Source organism: Bacilli bacterium (genome assembly GCA_035326105.1).
Classification (GTDB): domain Bacteria; phylum Bacillota_I; class Bacilli_A; order RFN20; family CAG-826; genus UBA7706.
In genome coordinates this window covers 138,681-154,440 of sequence record DAOKYO010000002.1, presented here as the reverse complement: position 1 = coordinate 154,440, position 15,760 = coordinate 138,681, and the positions used below count along the sequence as shown (strand labels likewise).

Genomic DNA, 15,760 nt, shown 5'->3' with positions numbered 1-15,760 from the left:
AAAAGAGGAATTTATGAAAACAACGAGTGAAACTCTGGAATTCGGTCGCATACAAGCGGCTATCAAACAATATACCCACTCCGAGGTGGCCAAAGATTATATTGAGCACTTAGCGATGTTTTCTCATCGCGAGGAACTTCAAGATGCTTTAGCTACCCTCAAAGAAATGATTGAAACCTTGGTGCGGTTTTCTTCATGGCCACTCAATTCATCATTTGATCTTTTCCCAATTATTACTAACGGCAAAAAAGGGGGCATTCTTACTCCCCTTGATATTGACCACGTAGCCACAGATATTGGACAGAGTAATGATATAAAACGGTTTTTTGGCAAATTAGATCGCGACTATCCATTTTTAAAAGAAATAGTGACTGACTTCTTTGATTTAACTCCCTTGCAGAAGGAAATACATCGGGTTATTGCTCCCAATTTAACAATATATGATGAAGCCTCAGCTACCTTGAAATCAATTCGTCAGCGTATGCGCCGACAAGAGCAGAAGATCAATGAAAAAGTCAACCGCCTGGCGGGCCTTTACTCAAGTTTTCTTTCTGACAATCTTTTGACGATTCGCGATGGCCATTATGTACTGCCGGTTAGAACAAGTGATAAAAATAAAGTCAGTGGCATAATTCATGACATATCCGACAGTGGACAAACAACTTTTATCGAACCTAATGAAATTGTCGTTTTAAATAATGAAATGGTGGCTTTAAAAAACAATGAACTTGAGGAAATAAGAAGAATTCTTCGGGCTTTGACGATGCTTATTATTAGCGAAGAAGATCATTTATTGGCAAATAACAAGTTGATTGGACTCATCGATTTTTATTCCGCCAAAGCCAAGTACGCTTTAGAAATCAATGCGACAATTGCTGATGTTAATACTAAATCAACAATTAAAATTAAATCTGCTCGTCATCCCTTGCTTGATCAAAATAAAGTTGTTGCAAATGATTTTTCCTTTACTATGGAGGAACGGATTGTAATAATTAGTGGACCAAACGCTGGAGGTAAAACCGTTGCTTTAAAAACCGTCGGCTTGCTTATATTAATGCATCATGCCGGCTTAGCCATTCCGGCTGACGAAGGAGCGAATATTTGCTTTATCAAAAATATTTATGTTGATATTGGTGATTCGCAATCAATTTCCGATAACTTATCAACCTTCTCGGGACATATTGCTAATTTAGTCAGCATAACCAGCGAAGCTAAAAGCAATGATTTAATTTTAATCGATGAGTTAGGAACGGGAACTGACCCAGACGAAGGGGCGGCTCTTGCAGAAGCAGTGGTAAAGTTTTTACTTGAAAAAAATGTTTTTGCAATGATAAGTTCTCATTATAGTGGCTTAAAAATTATGGCAATTAATACTGAAGGCTTGATAAACGCTTCGATGATTTTCGACGAGCATAAATTGGAGCCGACGTATCGCATGTCTTTAGGTGTGCCGGGTTCTTCCTATGGAGTGATGGTCGCAAAACGCTTGGGCCTTAACGCTAAAATTATTGATACAGCGAAATCAATTCTTAATACTCAGGGCACTTCCGATATTGCGCTTACGATTCGCAATCTCGAGCAAAGCAGCCGCGATGTTTTACAAAAGCAGACCATTTTAGATAAGAAACTTAAAGATATTGGTCTAATTGAACAACAAATCGAATCAGAAAAAGAAGAATTGAACCGACGTAAAAAGAATTTTCTCGAAGATGTTAACGATGAAAAAGCAATGTTAATTGATGAAGCATTGAAGAAAGCCAATGCAATTTTAGCAACCTTGGAAGAAGCTAAAAAACCTCATGAGGTTATTGCCGCCAAAAAAGAATTAACCGATTTGTTAGATGCCGAGCCCGATTTTAAGAGCAAAGATATAATTCATGAAAATGACTTTGTTTTGGTTACCGGGTTAGGAATTCTTGGACGCGTTACGCGGATACAAGGCAATCATGCTCGAATCCGCGCGATTAACGGACTATCGATATCCGCCGATGTCGATAAATTGGTCCATGCTGAAGTTCCAAAGAAGAAGAAAAATAACCCGGTGACAAACCATGACTCGGTAATTGTCCAAGGTAAGGTGGGATTAGAGTGTAATGTGATTGGGTTTCATGTAGACGAAGCGCTTGCTGAAGTTTCTCGCTTTCTTGATGGCTGCCGAGTCAAGCATTATAAAGAGGTTAGAATAATTCATGGCGATGGTAGTGGCGCTTTAAGACGGGCGGTTCACGAGTATCTTAAAAACCAATCCTGGATCAAAGAATTTCGATTGGGTGGTCCTGGCGAAGGTGGCCTGGGGGCAACGATGGTAACTTTAAAATGAATTTACGTTTAAAAAAGGAAATTAGCCTTTTACCCGATAGTCCCGGTGTCTATCTGATGAAGGATATAGACGAGAAAATAATATATGTGGGGAAAGCCAAAAATTTAAAAAAACGCGTTTCCCAATATTTTTTACGGCCGCAAAATGGTAAAGTGGCCGCGATGGTTTTTCACGTTGATCACTTTGACACGATTATGACACCTAGTGAAAAGGAAGCTTTAATCCTTGAGATGAATCTAATTAAAAAGCACTATCCGCGCTACAACATCTTGCTAAAGGATAATTCCCACTATCCCTACATTGCTCTACGCAAAAATACGGATCCGATTTTAAAAATTGCCCGTAACACAAAGGATAAGAATTTTATTTACTTCGGTCCTTACCCTAATGCTAGTAGTGCCTATCAAGTCATTGATTTGCTCAATAAAATTTTCCCGCTAAGAAAATGCAAAGTGATGCCTTCAGTTCCCTGCTTATACTATCACTTAGGACAATGTCTTGCCCCCTGCATTAATAAAATCAGCGATGAAGATTACCTAAAATTAGTAAATAAAATTGAGCGATTTTTAAAGGGATATGACGATGATATAAAAAAAGAGATAACTAAAAAGATGCTGGATGCAAGTGCTAATTTAAATTACGAAATGGCAAAAGACTATAAAGAGATGCTGGATGCTATTGAACACGTTACCGCCAAGCAGATTGTGGAAAGTAAGGATAAGGTGGCTCGCGATGCGTTTGCTTTTGCTAGTCGCGATGGTTACTTAGGTATGGCGGTTATGGTTTTTCGGCGCGGGCTACTCTTAGGAAAAGAGTTTTATGCGCTAGAGCAGTTTGATGATCCTTTAGAGCAAATGGTGGATCTTATAGCCCAATACTATGATCACCATGACTTGCCAAAAGAGATAGTGCTTCGTGATCGTGAGGTTGCTAACTCTCTTCGTGATTTAATGGAAGTAAATATTCTCGTACCCCAAAGGGGAGAGAAAATGCAGATAATTGAAATGGTTCAATTAAATGCTAGCCATGGTTTGGATGAGCATTTTTTAACTGCACGTTTAAATGATGACAATCGTTTTCTACTTGAACAACTGGGCCAATTGCTGTCTATTAAAACACCTTACCGAATTGAACTTTTTGATAATGCCCATTTGCAAGGCAGTTCTCCAGTCGGCGCAATGGTTTGTTACATAAATGGTGAGCCAGTGAAGAAGATGTACCGTAAATTTCATTTGGAAGAACAGCATGGAGGCGATGATGCAGCTAGTATGGAAGAAGTGGTTTTTAGGCGTTATCGGCGCCTAGTTGATGAAAAACTTCCGCTTCCAGATTTAATTATTGTCGATGGAGGAATTATTCAAATTAACGCCGCCAAAAAAGCTTTGATGCGCATTGAGGCAAATATAAACATCGCTGGTTTATATAAGAATGAGCATCATCAGACCAGAGGTTTAATGGATCAAAATGGCGAAGTTCATCCAATTGATATTCGCTCCCCGCTCTTTTTCTTATTGATGAGAATGCAAGATGAAGTTCATCGTTACGCAATCACTTTTCATCGCTCTACACGAAGCAAATCGCTATTTGTCTCCATTTTTGATGGAATTGATGGTCTAGGAAAGCATCGCCAAGAGACCCTAAGGAAAAACTATCCAAGTTTGGATGATTTACGGAATGCTTCAATTACGGAGTTAACTCAGCTTTTACCAGAGAAAGTGGCAAGCGCGCTTTTTAAAAAAATTCATGATAAGAACTGATTTATAGGTTGTAAAAAGTCTAATTTAACATTATTATTATATGGCGTTGTCCCCGTAGCTCAGCTGGATAGAGCAACAGCCTTCTAAGCTGTGGGTCAGGCGTTCGAGTCGCCTCGGGGACACCATTTGTAAAATGAACTAGGCTTCCATTAATTTTCGTTCCTGCTCTAAAGAATCCTCATGTATATCATCGTGTCTTTGCAGATAACATTGTTTTGTATGATGGGTCAACTTGAGATGTAATGAATAGAAGCTCTTTTAAAATAATCGAAAGTATTAATGATGAATCAATAAATATACATCCTCAAATAGTTTCACCGTTAAGTTTGGCAATACTTCCCAAACAATTGCGATATCAAATGAATATATTACAAATATTCCTGTCAATGATTTAAAGACCATTTCCATTATAAATTCTATGACAAGCACCAGCAATGACGAGGTAATGCCTATAACAACTTAATTTGACAAAATGACTAAATTTGTCTTGTCAAATGGTGGGATATTAAATAAATATGCCGTCATTCTACAATCTTCTGGAAAGCTTAAATATTATTACATCTACTTAGGGATTGAATTGACATATAGCGAAATAAGCGAGGTCTCTAAACTGGAGGGGGATAGTTTATGAAAAGAACGCGTTTAGTTGGAATCATTTTTATAGTAACTTCGATTTGTTTAGGCGTGCTTTCACTATTGTTTTTAATCGATGTCATTGATATAAAAAGCTCGGATAATATCGGTACAAATGGAATAGTGGGATTACTCATTTTATTGCCACTGATTCCATTTAATATGATTGTAGGCACAGCATATTGTCGGAACAGGAAATATCGAATAAACACTTGGGGAATAATTGGTCTTTGTGTATGTGTATTGCAATTCATAGGGTTTTCGTTTGGGATTTTATCTCTTGGAACAGACTTATTTACTATATCAACTAGTTTTCTTCCTGGAATAATGGCGGGTATAGTCATTTTTGGAAACATTTACGGTCTCATATTTGCCATACTTTTAGTGGCTAAACCAATAGTAAGAATCGAACCGATCAAAACGTCAAACCAGTCACAAAATTAATATTCGTATTACCTATCGTTTTCGTCCCATATAGGTTATTCCTTTTAGACAACACATTTTTTTGCGAACTTCTAGGGGTTTAGTATACACTGCTGTCTCACTATTTATGGTGACATTACTAATTCTGATGGATATCAGAATGAGATTTATAATCTATGGTTCGTTGATATAATCGAAATCTATTGTGGGACAAATCATGCCTATGACGAAAACCCGAATTATAAGTATTATACAAAGGCACCAATTCCAGTGTTTTGATTGTCTTATTATACGAAAAAGGAAAAAGTATACATTTTTAATTCTAAAACGATAAATTTATAATAAACTTATAAAAAAAGTTTAAACTAACTATAAATCTTTTGGCTGTTTAAAATTTCTCTACAGATTCGAGTACAATACAAAAAGTTATGGCTTAAATAATATGTGTTCGGCGTCTTAGAATTATTGACATTTTATGTGCGAATAGTTAGCATATAAAAAAAGGGGGCTATATGAAAAACTTTTTTTGTTTTTATTCTTGCTACACTCGTTGTTACGAACTCTAGTTATGCATTTCGGCAAGATATGGTGAAAGATCAAGGCTTTGTTTCACCAAATTATGCTAATGAACTTGAAAATGTACGGAATCTCGGTGGTTCACTTTTTGCTGCTGAATGCGATGCATATGGTTTTTCAATTTCATCAGACTGGTAGCCATACCGATCGCAATCATTTGTTAAATCTTCCTAACTAAAACTTGATGGCGGTAAAAGCCAGTATCAACTGATATGCAACAAGTTTTATTGAAAAATATTAATTATTTTGGAGTATACGCCATTGCATATAGAGTCGTTATGTCACCAATTAGTCATTCACGAAATTGGGGGTTTTTGGGTATAGGCAGCCGTAGTGATGATTGGTATGTTAGAGGTGTTAATACCAATGTTCAAGTTTCAAATGGATATTCAATCGGCACATGGGCACCAAAGAATACAGCATCATCGACTTCAGGTACTATTGGTGTTGGTTATGGGACTCAAGGCTTTACAATTTCGGCTTCTGTCGATTTTACGATAAGTCAGCTTGAACTATCAAGCAAAACAAATGTGGCTCTGGGATACTATGAGACCGATTATTCCGTTTCAGGTAAAAACAATTATTCTCGTTACTCATCTGATTACTATGGATTTTTTACATTTATTGGACCTGCTTCTTTACCAATGCCGAGCATTTCTATTAATCACGAAGTCAAATATTTTGGCAATGAGTATTTCGGTTTGAAAACTCACTCCTATGAAATAGAACTATAGTTTTTGATTACGTGGCGATAGTATTAGTTTTACATTTTTGCTTAAACTTTTTTAGGAGATTAAATCTATGCGAAAAATTAAAATATGTGTCCTTTCTATCATACTATCTTTGTTTGTCACCTCTTGTAGTCCATCTCGACTCTCTGAATCAATAAGTTTCATAAATGGCACGAATTCCTTTTTTTACACTTTTAAAGATAGAAGTAAGGAATTATCAAAACTAAAGAACTATGATGCATTTAATTCGGCTGATGACATCAATAATGATTATGCGTGTGTCGGTGTATATTTTGATGTAAAAACGCAAAAGGAATACATTACTGTCGATTTATTAAATGATGTATATGATAAAGTGTTAAAAACCAATGTTTTTGGCTACATATTCTTTTCCTATTTTGATACTGATTTATCGGTTATTGCTGGGAGTCAATTTGAAAATATACTGCCCAATTATAAATCAATTAATTCCAATACTGTCGCTTTCTATAATAATGGCAATAATCATATAGCAGCTGAACAAAGATACTCTTATTCGAATGTAACTGGATCGGATGAGTCAATTTCAATTTTAGCTGAAAACTTTATAACCTACAGCACATTGGTAAAAACATATTTGGGCGCACAATAATGATTGAAATTTCTCATTTGACCAAATCATTTCAAAATGGCAATCTTGTTTTTAATGCTCTTTCAAATGTATCGATATCGATTCCCGATAAAAGGCTCATCTTTCTATCCGGAGAAAGCGGTAGTGGTAAGACTACTTTGCTAAGTATTATCGGTTTACTCCAAAAACCGACTTCCGGGCAAGTAATGATTTCTAATGAAATAATTGATTACGATAATGATAATTATACCCGGAAACGGTTAAAGGATACGATATCGCTCGTTTTTCAAGAATTTAATTTACTGGATGATTTCAGTGTCATTGATAATTTGAAGATAGTATGTGATGACGATGCTTTAGTAATGAAAATTATAAAGAAAATACGACTAGAAAATAAAATAAATACGCCGACAAAGTTTTTATCGGGAGGCGAAAAACAGCGATTAGCCATCGGTAGAGCTTTAGCAAAAGGCGGAGATATAATTCTTCTCGATGAGCCTACAGGTAGTTTAGATGCGGAAAATTCAACCATTATATTTACGCTTTTAAAGGAAATTTCAATTTCAAAAACCGTTATCGTTGCTAGCCATGATTTATCAAGCGCTTATTTTTATGGCGATCAAATAATTTTTCTTAAGTCGGGTAGAATCGATCACGCAGTGGATCTCTCCGTTAAAGACTATGAGATTGATTTTCCTCAAAAGGGATTTTCTGCTTTTGATTTGATTTTAGACATTATTCGTTATAAACAGCAAAATGATAACTTTGTTATCGCCTGTACGTGTGATAATCAGAAAAAGAGTTTTATAGCTTCAAAAGAAAATTACTTGAGCGTCTTGTATGACATATATCAAGTATATCGGAATTCAAAGATAAAAATTCAAATTTTAACCGGTAAAAATAATGATACTTTTACTTTAAACAATGGGAATAAGGCAACTATGTTTAAAAACCGACATATTTTTATGTACTCATTATTTTTGCTAAAAAATAAAATCGGTCGTAACATCATTTCCATCATATTACTGATAATTAATATTATCCTGGTTTTTACAACAAGCAGTGTTATCGCATTTGATCAATCGCAAGCAATATTTAATGCGCTAAATAACAATGATGTAAATTTTTCCCGCGTTTATCGATTAGAAACTAATGCGCCGACCAACGAGATTAAAACTTCGTTTACAGGCGAAAAAATATATAACAGTCTACTTAATGCCGATATTGAACCACTGAGTTATATATTCTCCAACTCCGACATTCATAATTTAAATTTAATCGTGGCTATCATTGATCAACCGGTTGCGTTTTATGGAAAAGAAGTAGCTGTTCCTTCCGAAAACAGCATATCAGTCACTTCATTTGTTCACTACTTTATGGACAGTGAAATTGTAAATATATCCTTTAATAGCGATGGCTTTTATGGTGATGCCGTTTTAGCATTGGGCGATATTATTGATATTGATTACCCAGTAGCCGATGTTGAGGCTCTTCAAAATAACTCGAACTTTGAAAATGAAAATGAAGATTTATTTTATACAAAATATGGTGTCGCTTTTATCTCACAAGCCACACTCGATAATCTAAAGCGTACGGCAACAAACAATCTTCCTGCTAGCAATTTTTTTATCAGTGGATTTAATACAAAAGCCTACGCTGAAGCGGCAGTAAAATATGCCAATTACAATAACAACAACTTAATAAAAGGTCATAAACCAACTGCAATTAACGAGGTCGTTGTCTCTAGTAATTTTCTCCTTGATAATCAAAATTATATCGACGATTTAGACAATGTTGTTGGCCAGACTGTGCAATTTAAAGATTTAAATGCCAGTCCTAATTTTGTACTATATCAATCAGTTATAAATTTATACGATATTCAGCCGGAGTTAGTAATAACGGGAATAACGGATGATAACAGTAGCGGAATTTATGTTGATTCAAGCTTTTATAATCAATTAAATGAAAAACGCAACAAGTATTTATCTGGGTATGTTATAGGCGCTAATATAACTAAAACACAGATTCAAAGTATGCTTAAAGAAAAAATGTTTTTTGCTCTTAAAATTGTGGAACCGGTTTTATCAATTAACATAATGGTCAATAGTGATTTCTTTATGGTACTAATTGCGGTTGAAGTAGCCCTATTATTGATTACTATTTTATACCTTATTATATCTTGTGGAACCAATGTAAAAGAAAAGTATAGGGAAATGTCTATATTAAAATCTTTAGGAATATCCAATAGGCGAATCTATAGCATTTTTATTCTGTTGAATACTTATGTAGCCTTGATAGCTAGTCTTCTCGGGCTAATTTTGGCACAAATCGGATTGCACTTCTTTAATTTGGTAATGATGAGCCCAAGTGTCTTTAACATCAACTATGCCTTGTTTTCGGCTAATATCGCCATATATTTTTTTATTGTTTTGCTTATCGTGGGCATCTCTTTGCTTACAACCTTAACGGCTTTCTTCAAAATCAAGAAAATTGATATTGCCGTCGCTCTGCGGATGTTTTAATCGTTTATTTAAAAAATCGCTATAAATTTAGCCATTATTTTTTTTATTTTTAAAAATAAAAATACTTTCTACAAGCGCATTGTAAACGCTAACATAAAAAAAGGCTTTTTAAATATGGTATATATATTAAAAATAAAAACGGGAGAAATTTTATGAAAAGTAAAAAATACTTATTAGTGCTAGTAGCATTAATGGCCAGTGGCTGTTCCGGAACCGGAAATTCAAATAGCGCATCGGTTACGAGCGATCCATCGGTTTCTAACACGGAATCAGTATCTACAACCTCAAGTGAAATTACTAGTACGACAAGCGAAGAACCAAGTTCAGAGCCGCTGCCAGTCGGCATTCTTAATACGCTTTCGGACACGAAAACGATTAATGAATATCAAGTTGAGGCCTTTGGAAAATCGGGTTTGCCATCCATTGGTGATGTCAATATGCTCGTGGTTCCAGTCGAAGTTAACGGCACTCCATTTGAAACTGGTTATGACGAAAAATTGAATTTAGTCTTTAATGGAAGCAGTGAAGAAACAGGATGGGAATCGGTGTCAAGCTTCTACAATAAATCAAGTTATGGCAAACTGAATCTTCATTTTGATATTGCCCCAAAGTACACTACAGTTGGCAATTATAGTTATTACGATAGTATTCTCAATGGCTACGAGGACATGATTGCCGAGGCTTTGGATAGTCTTGATGAGACGATTGATTTTAGCCAATATGATAACAATGACGACGGTTACATTGATAGTATAGCCTTTATCTATTCGGTTCAGTATGCTCATCGCGAGGACAACAATATTTGGTGGGCCTTTGTCTATCATTCTAACTTTTTTACTCCGGCTTATCCGACGATTGATGGCGTAGAATTCGGTCATTATATGTGGGCCAGTTATGCGTTTATGAAAGATTCACTCGGCATTCCTACTACTGTAAATGCCGAGACCTACATTCATGAATTTGGCCATCTATTAGGAATGCCCGATTTATATTCTAGCTCCTACAATGTCGGACCGGTCGGCGGTTGGGATATGATGGATTATAACTGCGCTGATCATGGTCCTTTTAATAAGCTGATGTGGGGATGGAATCGTCCATTAGTGGCTCAAAAAGGTTACCAATATGATGTAACTCTTGATAGTTATTCGCTCGATACCGATGGCGAGAACAGTGTCTTACTTATTCCTCGAGGTTCGGCTAATCTTGATGATGGTGATGCGTTTGATGAATACTTGCTGGTTATGTATTATACTCCTGATGGTCTATATCAAGGCCATCGTTCCAATAACCCAATATATCGCAGTCAGCCCGGAGTGGTGGTCTACAAGATTAATGCTGCCTTATCGTCTAAACCGAATGTTTGGCAATTCTTTATGTACAATAATCAGGGAACGAGCAACTTTATCGTCGAAATTCTCGAGAATGACTTTAATGATAGTATTCCCGGAGACACATCTTACATCAGCTACTCGGACTTCCTTACCGAGGGAACGTTTGATCTATCGGCGTACCGCTGGAATCCGAGCACTAAATCGCCGATTAATGTCAAGATTACATTAGAGAGCAAAGATTCTTCCAGTGCCGATTTACATGTTGAGTATTTATAATAATTAATTGCGAATTATTCGCTCTTATGCGTTAATTCAATCCATAATAATCCGTTTAAGTTGATTGCTTGTTCTTTACCTGACTTCAGTATTGAATAGCAATCAACTTTTAATTCTTTTATAAAAGTATTAATTTTTTTCGACAACTAATCTAAATTGTGGTAGCATATACCGGACTAAAGAAGTGCTATTAAAAGACAAATTTAGCATTTCGCCTTAACTTAAATTAATAAACAAAATGGAGATATTGAAGGATTTATGAACATTTCAGCTACCGGCCGCCGAGCGATGGGAAAAAACAATCGGACTCAAGTATTAGTTTATATATAGGCAACGAATAATCTGTTAGCTGTATTGGTCATAATTTATTAAACAATTAATAATTTTGACGCTTGAAATCGGACTATCGTAAAAATTCTCGATGCACAAAAGAACACTGTTTATTAATATAATTATTACAATTGAAAGGATCTTTATGAAACTTAAAAAAATGGCCTTGCCATTAATTATTATGCTTCTAGTCGGCTGTGCAAACGACCGGACTAGTTCAAATTCGACCACTTCTTTACCAAGTAGTGATTCCACTACGACCAGTATTGAAGAACCCACTTCCGAGAGCAGTTCCTCAAGCAGTGAAGAGCAATCAACCAGCGAATCCTCATCTGATTCCAGCGTGCCTGAACCTACTGGTTACTACGCTTCAATCAGCAATTCATTGGAAGGCAATAATTTACTTGCCGCTTTGCGGAGCTTAAACTCTAGCAAGCGTAAGAGAACTATCGGCTATAAGAACTTTGGCGAATATTACCCGATAACTGATGGTGATCCGACTAATTCCAACAATATAATTTCATTTTATTCGGGCACATCGGTTAAATTTTCAGGTTCTTTTCAGGGATCGGTTAACCGCGAACATGTATGGCCTAATAGCCGCGGAGGAAATTATGTTGAGGCTGACATCCATATGCCTCGTCCAACAATTACGAGTGAAAACGGCTCCCGTGGCAATTCGTTTTATGTCGAAGGTATGAAATCGTCCAGTAACGGCTGGGACCCCGCGATGGAATCGTTCGGAAAAGAAAAATATCGGGGCATATCCGCCAGAATTATCTTCTACTGCGTTGTTGCCAGCAGTAATTTAAGTTTGGTGGATACAAATAATGATAGTACTGGAAATAATACCATGGGCAAGTTAAGCGATTTACTATCATGGAATTTACGTTACGGAATTGATTCTACTGAGAATCAGCGCAACGAGGCTATCGCTTCCGACGCAATCCAAGGAAACCGAAATCCTTTCATTGATCATCCGGAATATGCCTGCAAGATTTGGGGAAACTATAACAGTAATACGCGCAGTGTCTGCGGATTATAATTAGTCGATTTTGTTATAAATTTTTATTTAGCGCCTTTATCAGAACCATCAATGGTTTAAAGGCGCTTTTTTATGCCCAATGGTCTACTGATAATTCTATTAATATTGCTAGATTAAACAGCAATATAATATTTATCGCCTAAACGTCAGTTTTATAACTGGAATTTTATGGACGAAAATCAAGAAGTTGAAAACTATATTGTTAAAAGTAATGTATACTCTTTTATGAAGTCAGCTTAATATACGAGGGAGAAGTTATATGAGTGAAAAAGACAGAATGCTAGAAGGCAAACTATATATAGCCCAAGACGAAGAGATTGCAAATATGAATCTGCAAGCCCGGAAACTTGTCGACATGTTTAACGCCACTCGCTATGATGATTTTGATGGCCGACAAAAAATAATTAAACAATTGTTCGCTAAAACCGGTGAGGCAATCAATATTAATAAACCGTTCTTTTGTGATTATGGTTCCAACATTTATATCGGAGAAAATTTTTATGCCAATTATGACTGTATTCTTCTTGATGTTAATAAAATAATTATTGGGAATAACGTCATGCTTGGTCCACGGGTTAGCCTTTTTACCGCCGGACATCCCATCGATAAGAATGTCCGTAATCAGCAACTGGAATATGGAAAGGAAATTATTATTGGGGATGATGTTTGGATTGGTGGCAATGTGGTTATTAATCCCGGAGTTACCATTGGATCAAATGTTGTTATAGGATCTGGTTCGATCGTTACGCACGATATAACGGATAATGTCGTAGCTGCTGGAAATCCTTGCCGAATAATTCGTAAAATTGACGATCAAGATAAAAGATATTGGGAAAAATTACGGGACGAATATTTTCAGTAGTACCGGTATTTAACGGATATTGTTGTTTTTGCATATCAATACTAAATTCCCGCTAAGATTTAATTAAGCGTTAGCTTGTAATTTTTTTTCTAAAGATTTTAAACCTTATATAACAGTGTAATATGTCTTTTTTCATTTAAAAGCACAATCAAATATTCTGCATAGTCGCTAATAAAAACATTAAAGTTAAGTAAAATATGTATTTTTAATTTGCTATAATAAACACACTAAACAATTATTTGCCGGACGAATTGGAGCATGATTATGAAAAGATTCAAGTATTCACTAGTGTTGTTATTAACCGTTATAACCGGTTGTTCACATAATCAGTCTTATTCTAGTCAATCTTCTTTTGATACTACTGGCACTTCGGACAGTGGTGATTATAGCGAAGAATCTAGTTCATCTAATGAATCATCTTCTCTATCAAGCGAAGATATTAATGACGCATTTAACAATCGAATTTCTACTATGGTTTCAACGGGGATGTTTCCCCGGGAAAATGACGCACTTTTACCGGCATTGACCGCTTATGATGAGAATGCTGTCCTTGGCAGCGCCGCCCATCCTTTATTGAACCAGATAGATTCCTCCTATCTAGAAATAGTCGCATTTGAACAACCATCGCAATATGGAGATGCTTTTTTAATTAAAGCCGATAATGCGGAGATTATAGTCGACTTCGGCAATTACGCCAGTACAAATTATGATGATGGCACAAAATATGGTTCTTATTTAGCTGAACAATATAACCAATATATTACCGATCAAAAGTTAGAGTTGATGATTGTCTCCCACCCCCATTCTGACCATATCGGCGGAGTGGATGGTTTTATCGATTCCAATGTGAACAAAATTGATATGCTCGTGGATTATGGATATCGCGGGTATAACGATTCGAATTATTATAATTCGATTCGAAACAGTATCAATCAGTGGGATGGAGTCTATCATTCCATTTATGATTGCGTAAATAATCTTCACAATGCGCTCGAACGGACTTATGTTACCCCCGAATTATTTATCGATTGGATTGATAGTGGTTTTTATCAATCAAATTCCGAACTAGATTCAAGTAATTTGACTTATCAGGGACAAGCGATCGAAGATTTAAATATCACCAGTGTTCAAGCAATACTGAATTATCGAAATTTTTCCTTTTATCTCAGTGGCGATATGCAAAACTCAACATCTTATGGGGTAATTGATGGCGAAAATATAATGGTGGAAAACAATCAGAATAATTCTTCTTTTCATCAAGTTACGATGTTAAAAGTTGGTCATCATGGCTCAGGAACCGCTACCTATGCGTCCCTGCTCGAGTACTTGCAGCCTGAGCTAGGGGTAATATCCGCCGGCCGGGTGGAAGGGACTAACACCTACGGAAATAAGTTTGGCGCCTGCTCTAACCACCCGCATGTCGCAACCTTAAATCGGTTAAAAGCGGCAAATGTCAAGACCTATTTGAATTCAGCCAGTGGTACCCTTCACTTTGTAACAAATGGCGAAATAAATAGCCCCGTATATTTTATTGGGTCACCTCTTAAATCATCATTATATGGCGGTCAAAACAATCACTCTGAAGTCTTAAATGCCCCTACTGGCAGTAACTATGATATAAGCAACGATCTTTGGTCTTCTTCCTTTTATAGTGCATGTCATATTTAACGGAGAATGAAGGCAATGAATAGAATTAGCGAGCTTATCTCCCGTTATCAAGCTATGACATATAGACAACGGGCCCATTTTTCTTCGACCGCGTCGATGATTGGAAATTTTATTTTTGCTTTTGTCAAAATTATTGTGTCCATTTTTCTTGGTTCCATATTTATCGCCATGAGCGGTTTTGCTACGTTAGCGATTGGGACGGCAAAGATACAGTATTTCCGTTATTTATATAAAGGCAAGTCGCCCAAGTTAATACCGATAACACTGCTGATATTTTGTTTTATCTATATCTCATATATGATTGTGCAGATTATTTTTATTCATCAATCGGTCGATATTGGAACGATACCGGCCATCGCAGTCGCTGCAGTGTCTTTTTTCGAAATTGGTCTAGCGATATCGGGCCTCATTCGAGCGACGAAAAAAACTAATCGCTCTTTATTTGCATTAAAGGTTATTAATCTTTGTTCGGCTTTAACGGCGATTGTTTTAACTCAGTCCGTGCTTTTGGCATTAAATACCGGCTCATTCAGCCATTATATTTATGATGCCGGCTTCGGCATCGGTATCGGTGCCGTCTGTGCTTTGATGGCAATCATGCTTTTAATTAAAGACCAAAATAATAATTGAACTTTCCTTATAGCAGACACGAAATATTGTATACTATGATCATGGA

General features: G+C 36.3%; 11 protein-coding genes and 1 tRNA gene. All 12 read left to right on the top strand.

Annotation, left to right across the window (positions count from 1 at the left end):
* The first annotated feature begins 13 nt into the window (after positions 1–13).
* The 12 genes from PKC96_05000 to PKC96_04945 all read left to right on the top strand — a co-directional run bounded on the left by PKC96_05000 (position 14) and on the right by PKC96_04945 (position 15,714).
* A complete protein-coding gene (locus PKC96_05000; GenBank protein ID HMM00681.1) occupies positions 14–2,320 on the top strand; it encodes an endonuclease MutS2 in 2,307 nt (768 codons plus the stop codon).
* Positions 2,317–4,077, top strand: coding sequence for an excinuclease ABC subunit UvrC (uvrC, locus tag PKC96_04995; protein ID HMM00680.1), 1,761 nt, complete (start codon positions 2,317–2,319; stop codon positions 4,075–4,077). Before PKC96_05000 ends, uvrC begins: the two co-directional genes overlap by 4 nt.
* A gap of 48 nt (positions 4,078–4,125) precedes the next feature.
* Positions 4,126–4,202: transfer RNA gene (locus PKC96_04990), tRNA-Arg, on the top strand.
* A gap of 502 nt (positions 4,203–4,704) precedes the next feature.
* On the top strand, positions 4,705–5,154 hold the full coding sequence (locus PKC96_04985; protein HMM00679.1) for a hypothetical protein: 450 nt from the start codon (positions 4,705–4,707) through the stop codon (positions 5,152–5,154).
* 833 nt (positions 5,155–5,987) lie between these two features.
* Positions 5,988–6,443: a hypothetical protein gene (locus PKC96_04980; GenBank protein HMM00678.1), complete on the top strand. Its 456-nt coding sequence runs from the start codon at positions 5,988–5,990 to the stop codon at positions 6,441–6,443.
* A 67-nt stretch (positions 6,444–6,510) separates the two neighbouring features.
* Positions 6,511–7,071 carry a hypothetical protein gene (locus tag PKC96_04975; protein HMM00677.1) on the top strand — a complete coding sequence of 187 codons (561 nt, stop codon included), beginning with the start codon at positions 6,511–6,513 and terminating at the stop codon, positions 7,069–7,071.
* Entirely contained in the window at positions 7,071–9,572 is a 2,502-nt protein-coding gene (locus tag PKC96_04970) for an ATP-binding cassette domain-containing protein (protein ID HMM00676.1), read from the top strand. The genes PKC96_04975 and PKC96_04970 overlap by 1 nt, the downstream gene beginning before the upstream one ends.
* A 152-nt stretch (positions 9,573–9,724) precedes the next feature.
* Positions 9,725–11,179, top strand: coding sequence for a M6 family metalloprotease domain-containing protein (locus tag PKC96_04965; protein ID HMM00675.1), 1,455 nt, complete (start codon positions 9,725–9,727; stop codon positions 11,177–11,179).
* A 475-nt stretch (positions 11,180–11,654) separates the two neighbouring features.
* Complete coding sequence (locus tag PKC96_04960; protein HMM00674.1) at positions 11,655–12,554, top strand: endonuclease; 900 nt, start codon at positions 11,655–11,657, stop codon at positions 12,552–12,554.
* A 259-nt stretch (positions 12,555–12,813) separates the two neighbouring features.
* Entirely contained in the window at positions 12,814–13,416 is a 603-nt protein-coding gene (locus PKC96_04955) for a sugar O-acetyltransferase (protein HMM00673.1), read from the top strand.
* 264 nt (positions 13,417–13,680) lie between these two features.
* Positions 13,681–15,084 (top strand): MBL fold metallo-hydrolase, encoded by a 1,404-nt coding sequence (locus PKC96_04950; protein ID HMM00672.1) that lies wholly within the window; start codon positions 13,681–13,683, stop codon positions 15,082–15,084.
* Between the two features lie 15 nt (positions 15,085–15,099).
* A complete protein-coding gene (locus tag PKC96_04945; GenBank protein ID HMM00671.1) occupies positions 15,100–15,714 on the top strand; it encodes a hypothetical protein in 615 nt (204 codons plus the stop codon).
* Positions 15,715–15,760 lie beyond the last annotated feature (46 nt).

What these genes read in the sequence shown, in the direction of transcription:
- PKC96_05000 (HMM00681.1), top strand. Translation starts at nt 14, where the DNA reads ATGAAAACAACGAGTGAAACTCTGGAATTCGGTCGCATACAAGCGGCT.
- uvrC (HMM00680.1), top strand. Translation starts at nt 2,317, where the DNA reads ATGAATTTACGTTTAAAAAAGGAAATTAGCCTTTTACCCGATAGTCCC.
- PKC96_04985 (HMM00679.1), top strand. Translation starts at nt 4,705, where the DNA reads ATGAAAAGAACGCGTTTAGTTGGAATCATTTTTATAGTAACTTCGATT.
- PKC96_04980 (HMM00678.1), top strand. Translation starts at nt 5,988, where the DNA reads ATGTCACCAATTAGTCATTCACGAAATTGGGGGTTTTTGGGTATAGGC.
- PKC96_04975 (HMM00677.1), top strand. Translation starts at nt 6,511, where the DNA reads ATGCGAAAAATTAAAATATGTGTCCTTTCTATCATACTATCTTTGTTT.
- PKC96_04970 (HMM00676.1), top strand. Translation starts at nt 7,071, where the DNA reads ATGATTGAAATTTCTCATTTGACCAAATCATTTCAAAATGGCAATCTT.
- PKC96_04965 (HMM00675.1), top strand. Translation starts at nt 9,725, where the DNA reads ATGAAAAGTAAAAAATACTTATTAGTGCTAGTAGCATTAATGGCCAGT.
- PKC96_04960 (HMM00674.1), top strand. Translation starts at nt 11,655, where the DNA reads ATGAAACTTAAAAAAATGGCCTTGCCATTAATTATTATGCTTCTAGTC.
- PKC96_04955 (HMM00673.1), top strand. Translation starts at nt 12,814, where the DNA reads ATGAGTGAAAAAGACAGAATGCTAGAAGGCAAACTATATATAGCCCAA.
- PKC96_04950 (HMM00672.1), top strand. Translation starts at nt 13,681, where the DNA reads ATGAAAAGATTCAAGTATTCACTAGTGTTGTTATTAACCGTTATAACC.
- PKC96_04945 (HMM00671.1), top strand. Translation starts at nt 15,100, where the DNA reads ATGAATAGAATTAGCGAGCTTATCTCCCGTTATCAAGCTATGACATAT.